The sequence below is a fragment of the Chryseobacterium sp. Marseille-Q8038 genome (assembly GCF_965111995.1).
The window spans coordinates 643,486-659,503 of record NZ_CBCOPN010000002.1; the positions used below are offsets into that span (position 1 = coordinate 643,486).

At 37.3% G+C, this 16,018-nt stretch carries 14 protein-coding genes; 8 read left to right on the top strand and 6 right to left on the bottom strand.

Features of this window, described 5'->3' with window-relative positions; genetic code table 11:
* Positions 1 to 2: 2 nt before the first annotated feature.
* Positions 3 to 1,544: a T9SS type A sorting domain-containing protein gene (locus tag ACWPWS_RS16880; RefSeq protein WP_454047300.1), complete on the bottom strand. Its 1,542-nt coding sequence runs from the start codon at positions 1,542 to 1,544 to the stop codon at positions 3 to 5.
* Between the two features lie 558 nt (positions 1,545 to 2,102).
* Positions 2,103 to 4,382, bottom strand: coding sequence for a catalase/peroxidase HPI (katG, locus tag ACWPWS_RS16885; RefSeq protein WP_454047301.1), 2,280 nt, complete (start codon positions 4,380 to 4,382; stop codon positions 2,103 to 2,105).
* Between the two features lie 426 nt (positions 4,383 to 4,808).
* Between katG and ACWPWS_RS16890 the strand changes: the two genes are divergently transcribed.
* Entirely contained in the window at positions 4,809 to 5,276 is a 468-nt protein-coding gene (locus ACWPWS_RS16890; protein ID WP_454047302.1) for a heme-binding domain-containing protein, read from the top strand.
* 4 nt (positions 5,277 to 5,280) lie between these two features.
* Positions 5,281 to 5,691: a thiol-disulfide oxidoreductase DCC family protein gene (locus ACWPWS_RS16895; RefSeq protein ID WP_105681370.1), complete on the top strand. Its 411-nt coding sequence runs from the start codon at positions 5,281 to 5,283 to the stop codon at positions 5,689 to 5,691.
* A gap of 235 nt (positions 5,692 to 5,926) precedes the next feature.
* Here the strand turns inward: ACWPWS_RS16895 and ACWPWS_RS16900 are convergent, their stop codons facing one another.
* Entirely contained in the window at positions 5,927 to 7,366 is a 1,440-nt protein-coding gene (locus ACWPWS_RS16900; protein WP_454047303.1) for an alpha-amylase, read from the bottom strand.
* Between the two features lie 187 nt (positions 7,367 to 7,553).
* Between ACWPWS_RS16900 and ACWPWS_RS16905 the strand changes: the two genes are divergently transcribed.
* On the top strand, positions 7,554 to 8,222 hold the full coding sequence (locus ACWPWS_RS16905; protein WP_209787427.1) for a DUF4290 domain-containing protein: 669 nt from the start codon (positions 7,554 to 7,556) through the stop codon (positions 8,220 to 8,222).
* Positions 8,222 to 9,529 carry a UDP-N-acetylglucosamine 1-carboxyvinyltransferase gene (gene murA, locus ACWPWS_RS16910; RefSeq protein ID WP_105681373.1) on the top strand — a complete coding sequence of 436 codons (1,308 nt, stop codon included), beginning with the start codon at positions 8,222 to 8,224 and terminating at the stop codon, positions 9,527 to 9,529. The genes ACWPWS_RS16905 and murA overlap by 1 nt, the downstream gene beginning before the upstream one ends.
* Positions 9,530 to 9,761: 232 nt before the next feature.
* Here the strand turns inward: murA and ACWPWS_RS16915 are convergent, their stop codons facing one another.
* A complete protein-coding gene (locus ACWPWS_RS16915; protein ID WP_105681374.1) occupies positions 9,762 to 10,073 on the bottom strand; it encodes an NIL domain-containing protein in 312 nt (103 codons plus the stop codon).
* A gap of 160 nt (positions 10,074 to 10,233) precedes the next feature.
* Positions 10,234 to 10,863 carry a YiiX/YebB-like N1pC/P60 family cysteine hydrolase gene (locus tag ACWPWS_RS16920; protein ID WP_454047304.1) on the bottom strand — a complete coding sequence of 210 codons (630 nt, stop codon included), beginning with the start codon at positions 10,861 to 10,863 and terminating at the stop codon, positions 10,234 to 10,236.
* A gap of 141 nt (positions 10,864 to 11,004) precedes the next feature.
* Between ACWPWS_RS16920 and ACWPWS_RS16925 the strand changes: the two genes are divergently transcribed.
* Together ACWPWS_RS16925 and ACWPWS_RS16930 are read left to right on the top strand one after the other, a co-directional pair.
* A complete protein-coding gene (locus ACWPWS_RS16925) occupies positions 11,005 to 11,709 on the top strand; it encodes a response regulator transcription factor (RefSeq protein WP_209787425.1) in 705 nt (234 codons plus the stop codon).
* A 27-nt stretch (positions 11,710 to 11,736) separates the two neighbouring features.
* Entirely contained in the window at positions 11,737 to 13,098 is a 1,362-nt protein-coding gene (locus ACWPWS_RS16930) for an ATP-binding protein (RefSeq protein WP_454047305.1), read from the top strand.
* An 86-nt stretch (positions 13,099 to 13,184) separates the two neighbouring features.
* Here the strand turns inward: ACWPWS_RS16930 and ACWPWS_RS16935 are convergent, their stop codons facing one another.
* Positions 13,185 to 14,036, bottom strand: a complete 852-nt coding sequence (locus ACWPWS_RS16935; protein ID WP_209787421.1) for an EamA family transporter — start codon at positions 14,034 to 14,036, stop codon at positions 13,185 to 13,187.
* Between the two features lie 394 nt (positions 14,037 to 14,430).
* Between ACWPWS_RS16935 and ACWPWS_RS16940 the strand changes: the two genes are divergently transcribed.
* Together ACWPWS_RS16940 and ACWPWS_RS16945 are read left to right on the top strand one after the other, a co-directional pair.
* Positions 14,431 to 14,913 carry an MgtC/SapB family protein gene (locus ACWPWS_RS16940; protein WP_454047306.1) on the top strand — a complete coding sequence of 161 codons (483 nt, stop codon included), beginning with the start codon at positions 14,431 to 14,433 and terminating at the stop codon, positions 14,911 to 14,913.
* Positions 14,914 to 14,917: 4 nt separating this feature from the next.
* On the top strand, positions 14,918 to 16,018 hold the full coding sequence (locus ACWPWS_RS16945) for an efflux RND transporter periplasmic adaptor subunit (protein WP_454047307.1): 1,101 nt from the start codon (positions 14,918 to 14,920) through the stop codon (positions 16,016 to 16,018).

The window sequence follows — 16,018 nt, forward strand, 5'->3', positions numbered from 1 at the left end:
GTTTATTTTTTTATAAGTTTTGCATTGGCAGTTTTACCCGTGTCTGTTTTGATGGTCACCAGATAAGCTCCCTGAATCAGTGCCTGGGTATTTAGCTTGGTGACTCTGTTTTTAGTCGTGATGTTTTGTAGCTGTCTTCCAGACATATCATACAGTAGAATAGTGGCTTCTTTGAATTCATAGCCGATTTCTACATAAGCATAATCAGATACTGGGTTCGGATAGATCTTAATATCCTGTCTTTCAATCAGATCATTAACCTGTTTATCTCCCAGCTTTACAATCTTCCAATTTTCTTTTCCAAGCTCTTCTGCGCTCGTTCCTGCCATCAGAATCGAACCGTCTTTGTCGAGCTTTAAGTCAGATAACCTTTCTTCTTTTTTTCTAGATTCTCCTTTTACATGTTTTCTCCATGATTCGTTCCCTTGCTGGTCAATGTATAATAGCCAAAATGTCTCGTCATCGGCTTGTATTCTGCCCTCAGCCTGCGTGTAGCCACCTAATAAAACGCCTTTTGTAGACTTATCATCCGAAGACTGAATCACGCTCATTCCCATCAGAATATCCCTGTTTCCAAAGCTGTAGGATTTTTGGAACTCTTCATTCCCGTTTTGATCTAAAGCAATAACCCATAAATCAGTGCCCTCCTGAATTCCAACAGTCTTATTTCCTGATCTTTCTGATCTGGATTCTCCTCCAATGATATAACCCGTTGCTGTTAAAGCCATTGTTCTTACATGATCATCGCCTTTTCCGCCAAAGTTTTTCTCCCATTCTACTTTTCCATCTTTTGAGAGCTTGACAATCCAATAATCACCTTCCCCATAGTTTTCTCTTTTCTTAGTACCACCGATACCGCTTCTGGAATATATTCCGAGTAATGCTCCACCATCCCGTGTTGGAATCATCTTCTCGACTTCGTCTAAACCTTTCGATCCAAAAACGAATTGGGAGAGTTCTTTTCCGTCTTTGTCTAACCTTATAACAATAACATCTTTAGAGCCGTAACCTTTAGAAGAATTTTGCACGTTGCCAGCTACAAAAAATCCCTGGTCTGTCGTTTGAATTACGGCTCTTGCTTCTTCATCAGAACTTGATCCAATAGTTTTCTGCCATAGCTCGTCTCCAAATTCATTAATTCTGATGAGCCAAATGTCTGATCCGCCTTTAGAATCCTCCTTTTTATCAAGACCTTTACCTGAATATGAGGTGCCAGAAATAAGGAACCCTCCGTCCTGAGTAGTGACTGTTGAAGATAGATAGTCGTGATTGCTTCCAGAGAAATATTTTTCAAAAACCTGCTCTCCCTGCTGATTCAGTTTTACAAGGTGAAAATCATAACCGTTGTTTTGTCTGCTGTTCTGTTGGAGTTTATCACTTTGAATAGAACTTCCTGTGACAAGATATTGTCCGTCAATTGTTGTTGTAATCTGGCTTAGAAAATCCTGCGAATTGGATTTAATATCTTTCTGCCAAAGTACCTCCTGGGCAAATATGCCCGTAATAGTGCATAGAGATAATGCACACATGTAGAGTTTTTTCATACTTGTGTTATTAATGTTAAGTAAATGTTGATGATTTGTTGTGTATATAGAAATACACAAATTATCGAGTCTAATTATTGTTTCATGGTTATGTTTTTTAATGCTTACAAAATTAAAACTTTTAAAATTTACCCCAAAGGAAATTTATTAACTTTCTTTAACAAAAGCAAAGATATACCTGCAAAGCGACAATACTTGTCGTATTATATTTTTATAAAAAACTTTAAAGTAATAATATCGAATTCGTAAACTTTTCATAAGTACTTTTCAATGATATTTCTTTAATTTTTTTTATCTCATTACAATCACGAAAGTAAAATAGTTTCAAATCAACTACAATTTTTTAATTGTGATTTTTTTTAAATCACTTAAACATCTTATTTACAATATTTAATACATTTAAATTATTCACAGATACGACAAATACCCTATAATATTTTTCTGTTAAATATTTTGTTCATCTTTTACTCTATCTCATTATGAATTGTTCAACAAGATATTTTGTAAAACAAAAAAGACAGCACTTCTGCTGTCTTTTTTTATTTTCATTTTTATTTATTAAACCAGATCAAACCTGTCCAGATTCATCACTTTTGTCCATGCTGCTACAAAGTCATTTACAAACTTTCCTTGTGCATCGGCACTTCCATATACTTCTGCGATTGCTCTCAATTCAGAATTGGAACCGAAAACAAGATCAGCACGGGTTGCTGTCCATTTTGGCTGTCCTGTTGAACGGTCTGTTCCCATATATAATTCTCTGTCATCCGACATTGCTTTCCACTGTGTTCCCATATCTAAAAGATTTACAAAGAAATCGTTGGTAAGAGCTCCCGGACGATTGGTAAACACGCCATGCTTTGAACCGTCAAAGTTAGTATCCAAAGCACGCATTCCTCCTATCAGTACTGTCAGTTCAGGGGCAGTAAGTGTTAACAACTGTGCTTTGTCAATCAATAAAGACTCTGTAGACACTGTAAATCTTCTTTTCAGATAGTTACGGAATCCGTCAGCAATGGGTTCAAGATAGCCCATAGATTCTACATCCGTCTGTTCCTGAGAAGCATCCATTCTTCCCGGAGCAAAAGGAACTTTTACGTCCTGACCAGCATTTCTGGCAGCAACTTCGACTGCGGCATTACCAGCCAGTACAATTAAATCGGCCAATGATATTTTTTTACCTCCGTTTTGAGAATCGTTGAATTCTTTTTGAATTCCTTCCAATACTCCTAGTACTTTATTTAATTGTGAAGGGTTATTCACTTCCCAGTTTCTTTGAGGCTCCAGTCTGATTCTTGATCCATTGGCACCACCACGCTTATCACTTCCTCTGAAAGTAGAAGCAGATGCCCATGCTGTAGATATCAGTTCAGCGTTGCTCAATCCTAAATTTAAAACTTCTGATTTTAATGCTTCCACATCATTTCCGTCCACCAATTCGTGGTTTACTTCAGGAATAGGATCCTGCCAGATCAGTTCTTCCTGTGGTACATCTGTTCCCAGATAACGGGCACGCGGTCCCATATCTCTGTGCGTAAGTTTAAACCATGCTCTTGCAAATGCATCGGCAAACGCATCAGGATTTTCATAAAAATGTCTTGAAATTTTTTCGTAAACAGGATCCAGTCTCAACGAAAGGTCTGTGGTAAGCATTGTTGGTTTATGCTTTTTGTCAGCATCAAATGCATCTGGGATAATATCTGCTCCATCCTTAGCTACCCATTGGTGAGCTCCGGCAGGGCTTTTTGTCAGTTCCCATTCATTTTCAAAAAGATTTTTAAAGAAATAATTACTCCATTGAGTCGGAGTTTCAGTCCATGTTACTTCAAGACCGCTGGAAATAGCATCTCTTCCGCTTCCTGATTTATAACTGCTAGACCATCCAAGCCCCTGTTGTTCAATTCCTGCTCCTTCTGGTTCTTTACCTACATGATCTGCAGGTCCGGCTCCATGGGTTTTACCGAAAGTATGTCCTCCGGCAATCAAAGCAACGGTTTCTTCATCATTCATCGCCATACGTCCGAAAGTATCACGGATATCTTTAGCGGCTGCAATCGGATCAGGATTTCCGTCCGGACCTTCAGGATTCACATAGATAAGCCCCATTTGTACGGCAGCCAATGGATTTTCAAGATTTCTTGAATGAATGTCTCCATCTGCATTATCATCGGTAGGAAGAACTGCTGAGTGACCTTCTACAACACCTTCCGAACCGTGGGCATAACGTAAATCGCCTCCCAGCCATGTTTTTTCTGATCCCCAATATACATCGGAATCCGGTTCCCAGACATCTGCACGTCCTCCCGCAAATCCGAATGTTTTAAAGCCCATGGATTCAAGAGCGATATTCCCTGTAAGGATCAAAAGGTCTGCCCATGATATATTTCTGCCGTATTTCTGTTTAATTGGCCACAGTAATCTTCTTGCTTTATCAAGACTCACGTTATCCGGCCAGCTGTTTAATGGGGCAAAACGTTGCTGCCCTGCTCCTGCTCCACCTCTTCCGTCACCTACACGATATGTTCCTGCACTGTGCCATGCCATACGGATAAACAAAGGACCATAATGACCGAAGTCTGCCGGCCACCAATCCTGGGAATCTGTCATTAATGCATGAAGGTCCTTTTTTACAGCCTCCAGATCAAGGTTTTCAAATGCTTTAGCATAATCGAAATCCTTATCCATAGGATCAGAAAGGGAAGAATGCTGGCGCAGAAGATCTACTCTAAGCTGATCAGGCCACCAATCAGAATTTTGGGTTCCACCACCTGCTACACTCTTCTTCATTGTTCCGTTATGAAACGGGCATTTACTGATGTCATTCAAATCTTTTTCCATTGTCGTTTATTTTATTTTTTATGTTGATTAATTTAAATTCTCTGTTGTAAGAACATGACAAACCTACAACGTTTGAGTGATATACACAATCTATTAATTTTTATTTCAACGATAGTTAAAAACTATAAATTAATATTTTCGACAGCTTTTGCGCTGAGACATAATTGTGGTATTAAGTTAGTCATTTTTCAGATTAACTTAAATAAAAACAGCGGGATACAAGCCAATTTAGAATTACTCAACGTAAGAAATTAAAGGGGAAAAGAAGCTGGATGCTGGAGGAAGGAAGTTCAATAACCTCATGAAAAAAAACACGCTACTTCAACAATTTCTAAAAGTACTTCCAGCTGCCATCGCCCAACTACCAGCTTTATCTCACTAAAAATAAATTATTTATCTTTATGTTACCAAACATGAACATCTGCTATGAAAAAAATAATTGTTGTCATTCTTGTTGCGTTTATTATTATTCAGTTTTTTCCCATTGATACAACAAATCCTCCACCTACCCCAGGCATGGATTTTTTGAAGATTAAAAATACTCCGGAGAAAATTGCGCGTACTCTCAGAACCTCTTGTTATGATTGTCATTCCAATGAAACAAAGTACCCTTGGTACAGCAAAATATCTCCCGTTTCATGGTGGGTAAAAAATCACATCAATGAAGGCAGAAAACATCTTAATTTTTCTACCTTTGCAGTATATGAACCTAAAAGACAACTTCATAAACTGGAAGAATGTATAGAAATGGTTGAGAAAAAGGAAATGCCGCTTGAATCCTATTATTTGGGACATCAAAGCGCTAAACTTTCGGATGAACAACGCACAGACCTTATTCAATATTTCAAAAAAGTAAAAGAAGACACTGAGAGAGGGATCATGTTTAATAAATAAAGTCATGGAAAATTGGGAAAATAAACATATTGTTTTTTTTGACGGAGATTGCGGAGTTTGTAATTTCTGGGTGCAATGGATTTTGGAGCGCGACAAGAGAGACCAATTCATGTTTGCTTCTCTTCAGTCTGATTTCGGACAGCAGTTTTTGTCTGAAAGAGGATTGGAAACCCGTATATTCAATACCATGTATCTGTGGAAACCTGGAAGGTATTATCAGATCAAATCAAGAGCTGTACTGGAAATCGCTAATTTGTTGGGAGGAGTTTATAAACTTTCCTTTGTCGGGAAAATTCTTCCTTCATCTTTAAGTGATAAAGTATATGATATCATTTCCCGAAACAGGATGAAACTGGCTAATCAGAAATGTTATCTGCCGGATCAGCATCAGAAGAAAAAATTTATTCAGGTATAATTTTCTTTGTCTGACAAAAAATTTCTTTCAACTTATTCTAAAATATCATTCCGTAAAAGTCTCCAACAGTATTAAATTAATGCATTGTAGAGATTCCTACGGAATGACAAATAAGACGCATAATTGCTTTTGTTTAATGTTTAATGTTTAATGTTTAATGTTTAATGGAAATTAAACTGAAAAACAGTCTTTTACCAGCTTAATCAATTATCAATTATCAATTATCATTCATTACTCATAAATTAAGCGACCACACAGAATAAGAATTTGGCGGGCACTGGATTTTCACCCACTTATCTCCTTGTGTTGTCGGATACCAGCTTGAACTTCCGGTGAAGTCTTTGATCTGCTGGCTGCTCCAGTTGGTTTCCACCCATCTTTCCTGCCAATTTGAGGAGGTGTTGAAATAAACAACAAGTCCTGGATTTCCATTATAACCGTTACGTCTCGCAATATATTCATCATTATCGGTATACAGGATAGAAGTAGTTCCGGTAGCTTTATTGTTATGGATCCAGATCAGGTTATTCAATCTTTCTTTATTTAACCATTCTTCATAGTCTCTGTAAAAAATAGTGGGATACCCTTCATGGGTTAAGATATAGGCATATGCCGGCATTTTATTGTAAATGATGTCTGTATCATGATTGGCTACAAAAGTAACTGCTTTGTAGGGATTTCTTTTCCACATCATATCATCATTCAGAACGTTTAAATTTCCGTTATCAAAAGCTTCATCCATTTTATAATACGCAGCAAAATCAAATACAGAGCTGTTGGCATTATTGGCCCACCACTCCAGTGTATTTACATTGGAATCCCATAGTTCTCCAACAGAAAATCCTCCTACATTGGAATTCCAGGTATTCACTACCCAAGGGCCGAATCCTTTAACGTAATCAAACCTCCAGCCATCGAACTTCATCACATTTTTATAATATTTACCTACAGAATCATCTCTTCCCCAAAGCCAGTCCTGTACATGGGGATTGGCGTGACATAAATCCGGAAAACCTCCAAAGGCTCCTTCATCATTATTTCCATAGGCATTTTTATAAAAATCATTATAATTTCTCTGAAATTTCCCTGATGCAACGCCTGAAAAATTAGTCCAGGTGTTAGTCCCTGTAAAAGGGTTGGCTTCAGATTGCCCGCCACTGTTGTGATTGATGACAATATCTGCATACACCTGCATATTTTCAGCATGTGCTTTGGTAATCAATGCTTCCAGTTCGGTTCTTGATCCGAAGCGGGTTTCTGTGCTTCCATTCTGGTTAAAATTTCCGAAATCATAATAATCTGTAGGATCATATCCCATAGAATAGGCTCCGTTCTGTGCTTTTGATGCAGGAGGTAACCATACAGCACCAATTCCGGCATCGGACCATGCCGTTAATTTATCTTTAACAGTATTCCACCAATTGCCTCCTTCCGGAACATCCCAGTAGAAGCCCTGCATCAGAACTCCACCGCCGGGACTTGCTACAAATTTACCCTGCATAGACCCGGACTCATTTCCAGTACTGAAAGGCCGACCGTCATGATTCGTTACATGTACTGTTTTGTCATGAACCTCTTGCTGCCTGGCTGGTTCCGTAATCATTTCATCTCTGTTCTGGCAAGAGCTCAATAGCGCTAAAGCTAGCAGAGAAAGGAAAAAGTTTGTTTTTTTCATCGTAATAATTAATTATCAATCTATTAAACAAGATACAATTTTATTAAAAACAAATTCAAATGAATGGGAAATATTTTCATTTTATATAATAAATCAAGAAGAAAGGCCATTTAATTTTTCATTAAAAAATCATAAATTTTTAAGATTCTGGAAACAATTTTTCTTTTAATCCATATATTTGCATACTATGGAATACAATACCCAAAAAACTCAGCTTCATATGCCAGAATATGGCAGAATTATACAACAGTTGGTTGAGCGCTGCAAAGAACTTCCTACCAAAGAGGAAAGGAACGAAATGGCTATGGCAATCATCGATTTTATGGGTCAGAGAAACCCACAACTTCGCGACGAGGAAAATTATAAACATAAACTTTGGGACCATCTTTTTATTCTTGCTAATCATGATCTGGATGTAGATTCTCCTTATCCGTTCCCAACGATGGAACAGCTAGCAGAAAAACCTAAAAGAATGGAATATCCAAAACTTCAAGGTGACTTTAAGTTCTACGGAAAAAGTATTCTTCAATTGATAGAAAAAGCAATCGAACTGGAAACGGGTGATGAAAAAGAAGCCCTTATCGAAGTGATTGCCAACAATATGAAGAAGTCTTATAATGTCTATAATAAAGAACATGTGACGGATGATGTTATTTTCCGCCACCTGAAAGAGCTGTCTGAAAACAGGTTGGATCTTACCGGAATAGATTCTCTTGAGAAAAGTAAGATTTATTATACCAATAATAATAACAACAACCGAAATAACAACAATAACAACAGGAATAACAGCAATAATAAAAATAATAACCAGCCTAACAAGAGAAGGCATAATAACAATCATAAAAACAGAAAATAATGAGTGGAACATTTCAGATAAGAGGAGGAAAAAGACTGCAGGGTGAAATAACTCCACAAGGAGCCAAAAATGAGGCTTTACAAATTTTATGTGCGGTTCTCCTAACGGACGAAGAAGTAAGAATCAAAAATATTCCTGATATCCATGATGTCAACAGACTGATTGAAATTCTTGGAGATTTTGGGGTAAAAATTACTAAAAACGGACAGGGAGATTATACTTTCAAAGCTGATCAGGTTAATTTTGATTATATTAAATCTAACGAGTTCAAAAAAGACGGAGCAAAATTACGTGGTTCCATTATGTTGATGGGTCCAATGCTTGCGCGTTATGGAGAGGCTTATATGCCGACTCCGGGAGGAGACAAAATCGGAAGGAGAAGATTAGACACTCACTTTCAAGGACTTGTAGAATTAGGTGCTGAATTCAATTATGATGAAGAGGAATATTTCTATTCTTTAAAAGCTAAAGAACTGAAAGGAAAATTCATCTTACTGGAAGAAGCTTCTGTAACCGGAACAGCTAATATTGTAATGGCAGCGGCTCTGGCAAAAGGAAAAACAAGAATCTATAACGCTGCGTGTGAACCTTACCTTCAGCAATTATGCAAAATGCTGAACAGAATGGGTGCTAATATCTCAGGAATCGGATCAAACCTTTTGACGATTGAAGGGGTTGAATACCTTAGAGGAACTGAGCACACGATGCTTCCGGATATGGTAGAAATTGGTTCCTGGATTGGTCTTGCAGCCATGACAAAATCTGAAATTACCATTAAAAATGTAAACTGGAACCAGCTTGGTGTTATCCCGAATACATTCAGAAAATTAGGAATCGAACTTGAGCAAAGTGGTGATGACATCTACATTCCAGCTCAGGAACATTATAAAATTCAGAAATTTATTGACGGATCTATCCTTACGATTTCGGATGCGCCATGGCCTGGATTTACGCCGGATTTATTATCTATTATTTTAGTGGTAGCTACACAGGCAAAAGGAAGTATCCTGGTTCATCAGAAAATGTTTGAATCCAGATTATTCTTTGTGGATAAGTTAATTGATATGGGTGCTCAGATCATTTTATGTGATCCGCACAGAGCTACGGTAATCGGATTAAATCAGGAAGCTCCGTTAAGAGGAACAACAATGGTTTCCCCGGATATCAGAGCTGGAAATGCACTTCTTATTGCAGCCCTTTCAGCAGAAGGAAAATCTATTATCCACAACATCGAACAAATCGACAGAGGATATGAAAATATTGATGGAAGACTAAGAGCCATTGGTGCTGACATCGAAAGAATTTAAAATTATTTTATTTGATAATACGAAAGCGTTCAGGGTATTCTGGGCGCTTTTTTTGTTTTACCACCCCGTCAAAAATTCTTTGAATTTTTGCCACCCCTCCGGAGGAGGGGAATTTTGTCCCGGTTAACGATTGATCTTTTTAATGTGTTTATCATCTGCTTTTGTAAAAAAAATAAAAAGTGCCCGGTAAAAAACCAGACACTTTGAGTAATTAAAACTATATGAATCTCACTTAAAAATAGGTTCTGCAGGTATATTCTACCGTCGTATTGATAAGTTTATTTTTATTCAGATAGAATTCAAGCTGCTGAAAATCTTCTGAATTGACATTAATATATAACTGTACGGAACCAAAACTATATCCGTTCACGTATTCTACATTAGCAGACAACACTCTATGGCAAATGCCTAATTGATTATAGATGGTATTCATTAAATGTTCAAATTTCATTTTCCCATTCAACTCTATTTCCAATAACAATTCTTTTTTAGGCAGGTTTATTTTATTTTGTAAAACCTGCAGGCCTGGATTAGGTGTAATCATCGCTAAACATTTTTTGGTTAAACACTCTTAGATCATATCGCGCTCTGCATTTAAATCTGTGACAAAAATATAAAAAAATATTAGTCCACCAAATTAGTAGACTAATATTTTTAAAAATTTAACATAAAAAAAAGAAGCCTTATAAGCTTCTCTCTCTATTTTACAGTGTATTTATCCTTTCTAATTTCTCTGAACCCGCAAGGCCATTAGGATTACAACCAGCCTCTCCTTCAGGGACTTTCAGATTTTTTTTGGTGTAAAATTCTTCCCAGAATACATTTGTTTTTCCGGTCTTAGGATCAATAAATGTCATGGGTTCCAGTTTAAAAATATGTTCTTCCCGAAAAGCTCTTTCCACAAAATCTGAACAGTAATATGAATTTTCATCCAGAATATAATTGAAATTGTAAGGCTTTCCAAGCATGGAATGTGCCTTTTTAATAGCTTCAGGAATTGCTTTCTGGTATTCGGGCTTTAGACGATAGACAATCACCTCCTGTCCTTCTTCTTTCTGATCTTTTATAAAATCATTGAAATCCTGTTTCTGAGAACCTCCTTTAGGCGCAGCATGCAGAACAAACATTCTGTTCCCTTCTTTTTCAAGAATTCCTATATGATCAAATGAAGCTGTTTTTTGTTTTTGAGTCACATTATTAATCGCCCCGGAAAGTCCGGATTCTTTTGCTGTGACAAAAAGAAGATCTCCATTTCTAAGCTGTACATTGCCAGTATGAGTATTTTTACACTGAACCAACAGGATCATTAAGCAGCACAAAAGTCCTGCAACCATAAGTTCTTTAATTTTTGGGCTAAAAAATTTTCTAAATTCAGACATGCTATTATACTTTCGCTGCCAAAATTACAAAATAGAATTCATTACATTTGTGGGAATATTGATCTATTCTTCACACCAAACATTTCCAAAAATCTTATGCCACATATTTTATTAGTTGAAGACGATGACAGGCTTTCAAAATTGATTGCAAAAGGATTTCAGGAAGCTGAATTTGAGGTAACAGTGGCTTACGACGGAGTTACAGGTCTGAAACTGGCAATGCAGACCCATTTTGATCTGGTGGTTACCGATATTGTATTACCCAAAAAAGATGGTCTTGAATTTTGCCATGAAATCAAAACATTAAAACCTCATCTTCCGGTCATTATGCTTACTGCATTGGGAACTACCGATGACAAGCTGGAAGGATTTGATGCCGGAGCAGATGATTATCTGACCAAACCTTTTGAAATGAGAGAACTGGTAGCAAGAATTAAAGTTCTCCTGAAACGTTTTTCGCAACAGCTTCAGCAAAAAGTTTTTATTCTTACATATGAAGGTATTGAAATGAATCTGGAGCAGAAAACAGTGAGCCGTGATCACACCCCGATAAAATTAACACCGAAAGAATTTAACCTCTTAAAATTCATGCTGGAAAATTCAGAAAGAGTTCTTTCCCGAAGTGAAATTGCAGAGAAAGTATGGGAAACCCATTTTGATACAGGAACCAATTTTATTGATGTATATATTAATTATCTCCGAAAGAAAATTGATAAAGATTTTGAGGCCAAACTTATCCACACCAAAGCCGGTATGGGATTTATTCTGAAAAAAGACTACGAGTCAGGCATTGTACAATAATCATGAAGATGAACTAAAAATATCCGGATGAAAATAAGAACCAGACTTACGCTGCTTTTCACCTTAATTACGGCAATGCTTTTAGGGATATACAGCTTTTCGATTTATTATTCATCCAAAGAAGCCAGGGAGAAATCTTTTTACAGCGAACTTCAGAATGAAGCCATTGCCAAGGCTGATTTATTTTTCAGAAGCTCACTTCCTGAACAGGAAATGCACAAGCTTTATAAGAACAATACCAGAACGCTTAATGAGGTTCAGGTAGCCATTTATGATATCAATAAGCAACTGATCTATCATGATGATGCCAAAGTAGACTATGTGAAAGAAACCCCGCAAATGCTTTCCCAGATATTCCAGAAAAAAAGAATCACTTTCTTTTTAGACAATTTGCAGGTAATCGGGATGGTGTATCATTATGAAGGAAAATCGTATGCTGTAACTGCTGCTGCTTATGATCAATACGGATATGAATATTTGACTCATCTTCTTACCATCAGTATTATTTCATTCTTCAGTATTTTGATTCTGATTTATCTGGCAGGAATATTTCTTTCCAAAAAAGCATTGAGCCCACTCAGTGAAATGGTCATTCAGATTAAAAAAATTACTGCAGGAAAGCTAGAGCTGCGCCTGAAAACAACAAAAGAAAAAGACGAACTCAATGAGCTTGCCCAAAACTTCAACGGAATGCTGGAAAGGCTTGAAAATTCTTTTGATTCCCAAAAACATTTTGTCTCCAATATTTCACACGAACTGAGAACACCTTTATCAGCCATTATTACTGAACTGGAACTGGCCTCCGAAAAAGATAAATCCAAAGAAGAATATCAGGAAACCATTCAATATGCACTGGAAGATGCCCGCAATATGGTAAAACTTTCCAATAGCTTAATGGATCTTGCAAAAGCCAGCTATGATCCCAACGAGATCAGCTTTTCAGAAATCCGCCTTGATGAAATTCTTCTGGAATCTTACACCAAAATAATAAAAGAAAATCCCGGCTATAAAGTTTCATTAAACATCGAAGATTCATTAGAAGAACATCAGCTTATCATTCAGGGAAATGAATATCTTCTGCAGGTTGCTTTTAATAATCTCATCGACAATGCGTGTAAATATTCACCGGAACATACTTGTTCAATAGATGTCAGAACCCATTCAGAAGTTCTTAAAATCCGCTTTACCAATACGGGAAATAGTATTCCTCAGGAAGATTTACCCCATATCTTTAAACCTTTTTACAGAAGTGAGATTCCAAGACAGGAAAAAGGCCACGGAATAGGACTTTTCCTTACTGAGAAAATTATTTTGCTCCACCATGCAAAAATTACGGTACTATCAAATCATCATGAAACTATTTTTACCGTGGAGTTTATGATCAGTTAATGAATCAAAAACTTCTTTCAAATTTATTTGAATCTTAACTTCCCTTAAAATCTTAATTAGCTTAATGGTTTAAAAGCTTCATACCTCTACTCGTGAGAAAGAGATTTCTTATTGAAAACTGTAGTTCCTATACTAGCTGCAATGACGCATGCAATAGAAATCCATTGTAAAAAAGATAATTCTTCAGCCAGGAAAACCAATCCGGAAAGTGCCGCAAATGCAGGTTCAAGGCTCATCAGAATACTAAAAGTTTTTGCAGGAAGCCTTTTCAATGCCATAATCTCCAGCGAAAAAGGTAAGGCACTCGAAAGGATGGCCACACCAAGCCCTTTTACAAAAATATTCGGAGTAAGATTGAAAACAGCGCCATCCCATATTGTAAATGGAATAATTACGAGGCTGGCGAATATCATTCCTGTCGTAACCGCGTCTTTTCCATCCATTATTTTGGAAACCTTCCCGCCCATTATGATATAAACTGCCCAGAACATTCCCGCAAGAAAAGCAAGCCCAAGTCCTATTAAATCTACATGATCATTCTGCCATGGAACAATCAGTAAAATCCCGACACATGCCAGCAACGCCCACACAACATCCAGCAGTTTTCGGGACAAGGCTAAAGCAAGAAATAACGGACCAGCAAATTCCACCGTGACAGCCAATCCTAGTGGAATTCTTTGAATGGCCATATAGAAGATAAGATTCATCGCAGCCAAACCTATTCCGTATATCGCACAGTATTTCCATTTCTGTCTGTCAAACTGTAAAAATTTCGGACGATTAATCAAAGTAAGCAATACAGCAGAAAGTACAATTCTTAAGGTAACCGTACCAATAGCTCCGATAGCAGGAAAAAGCTGTTTCGCGATGGAAGCTCCACCCTGTACACATATAATGGCTAACAATGTAGCAGGTATTGCTATGTTTGATTTTTTCATTTCTAATTCAAAGGTTTTGGAGGGAAATCTCAGGGATTAAACAAGCTTTTATTTTGTATGACCAATGGTGAAATTCATCATACAAAAACCAGCCTCCAAATGTATTGAAATTTTATCTCTTACCATGGGTACAGTTTACACATATTAATAGGATATAATAAATAATTATTCCTTGTAGAATCATCAAAAAAATACAAAGTAATTTTCTTCTAATGATTTTCTAATAACATTCTAAAGCTTTTCTAACGGTAAAAAAAAGCAGTCGTTTCTACTTTTGCACAGTAAAAAATAAAGCATATGGACCCAGATCCTTACCCTAATTATCAATCTTAAAAGCTTTAGTTGTATTCACTTTTCTATACAGCTGAAAAGCTTTGTAAAAACAGGAAAAGTTATGAATACATTTGAATTTACCCTTCGTTTACTAACCGCATTCACCCTGGGAGCAGGAATAGGCTTCGAAAGACAGTGGCGCAAAAAAAATGCGGGCCTCCGAACCAACACTTTGGTTTGCATTGGCTCAGCAGTATTCGTATTGATTGCCATCAGAATTGGTGGGGATGCAGCCGGAAGAATCACCTCTTATATCGTTAGCGGAATTGGCTTCCTTGGCGGTGGAGTGATCATGAAAGACGGCCTTACCGTGAGAGGATTAAATACGGCGGCCACTTTATGGTGCTCAGCAGCCATAGGCGCATTGTGTGCTCTCGGATACCCTATAGAAGCACTCATTACTGTAATCTTCATTGTCTCTACAAATATATTTCTGAGACCCTCATTATCCTCACAAAAGGAAGCCCGGACCAAAAAACTGGTCAGTACCAAGAAAAAGAACGAAACAAAAGCAACAATCAGCAATAGCACTCAATTTTATTAAGGTCATGAAAAAAGTAATCTTATTTCTTATCAGTCTCTTTGTAGTCTCCTGTAAAGACAATACACCTCAACAAAACAAAGAATCTGAAATAATAACCCGTGGCGAGCAGGTTATCATCCCGGAAAACAATCCTGTTTTCAAAAAAATCAAAACACAGGTTGTTACCGAACAGGAACACAGCGATGGTGTAGTCTCAGCCGGAACAATCCAGGCGATCCCTAATCATTACGCAGAAATTGCAAGTCCGTTTTCCGGAAGAATAACCCAATCATTTATTCGGCTGGGACAAAATGTTTCTGCCGGAAGCCCGCTCTTTGAAATTCTTTCTTCCGATTATTTTTCGGTTCAAAAGGATTATACAGATGCATTGAATGATGTACAGCTTGCAGAAAAAAATTACCGACGCCAGCAGGACCTTGTGAAACACGGCGTAGGTATTCAGAAAGAACTGGATGAAGCAGACACGGATTTTAAAAATAAAAAAACATCTCTTTCCAATGCCTCTTCTGCTTTGAAGGTCTATAACAGCAAAGGCGGAGGAATAGGAAGTCCTCTTATTGTAAGAGCGCCCATCAAAGGAGAAATCATTTCCAATAAAATTGTAAACGGCCAGTATCTGAAAGGAGATGCAGATCCTGTAATGATTATCGCAGAATTATCAAAAGTCTGGATTTCCGGTGATGTCAAGGAAAAAGACATCCGTTTTGTGAATACTGGAGATCAGGTTTCTGTAAAAGTAAGTGCCTATCCCGACAGAAATATTACAGGAAAAGTATATCACGTCAATGAAATTGTAGATGAAGATACCCGAAGCATAAAAGTCCTTATTGAATGTGATAATCCGGACAGAAAACTCAAACCGGGAATGTACGCTACCGTTAATTTTTCCACAACGCCTGAAAAAGCTGTGATGATTCCCGTAACCGCTTTAATGCAACAGGACAATTCCCAATATGTATGGGTAAAAACAGGAAAGCATCAATATGCGAAACGTTCAGTGACAACAGGAGAAACCGACCAGAAAACAGTAAGAATCATTTCAGGATTAAAACCCGGAGAAACCATCATGACGGAAGGAGGAATTTATATGCTTGATGCGAAATAA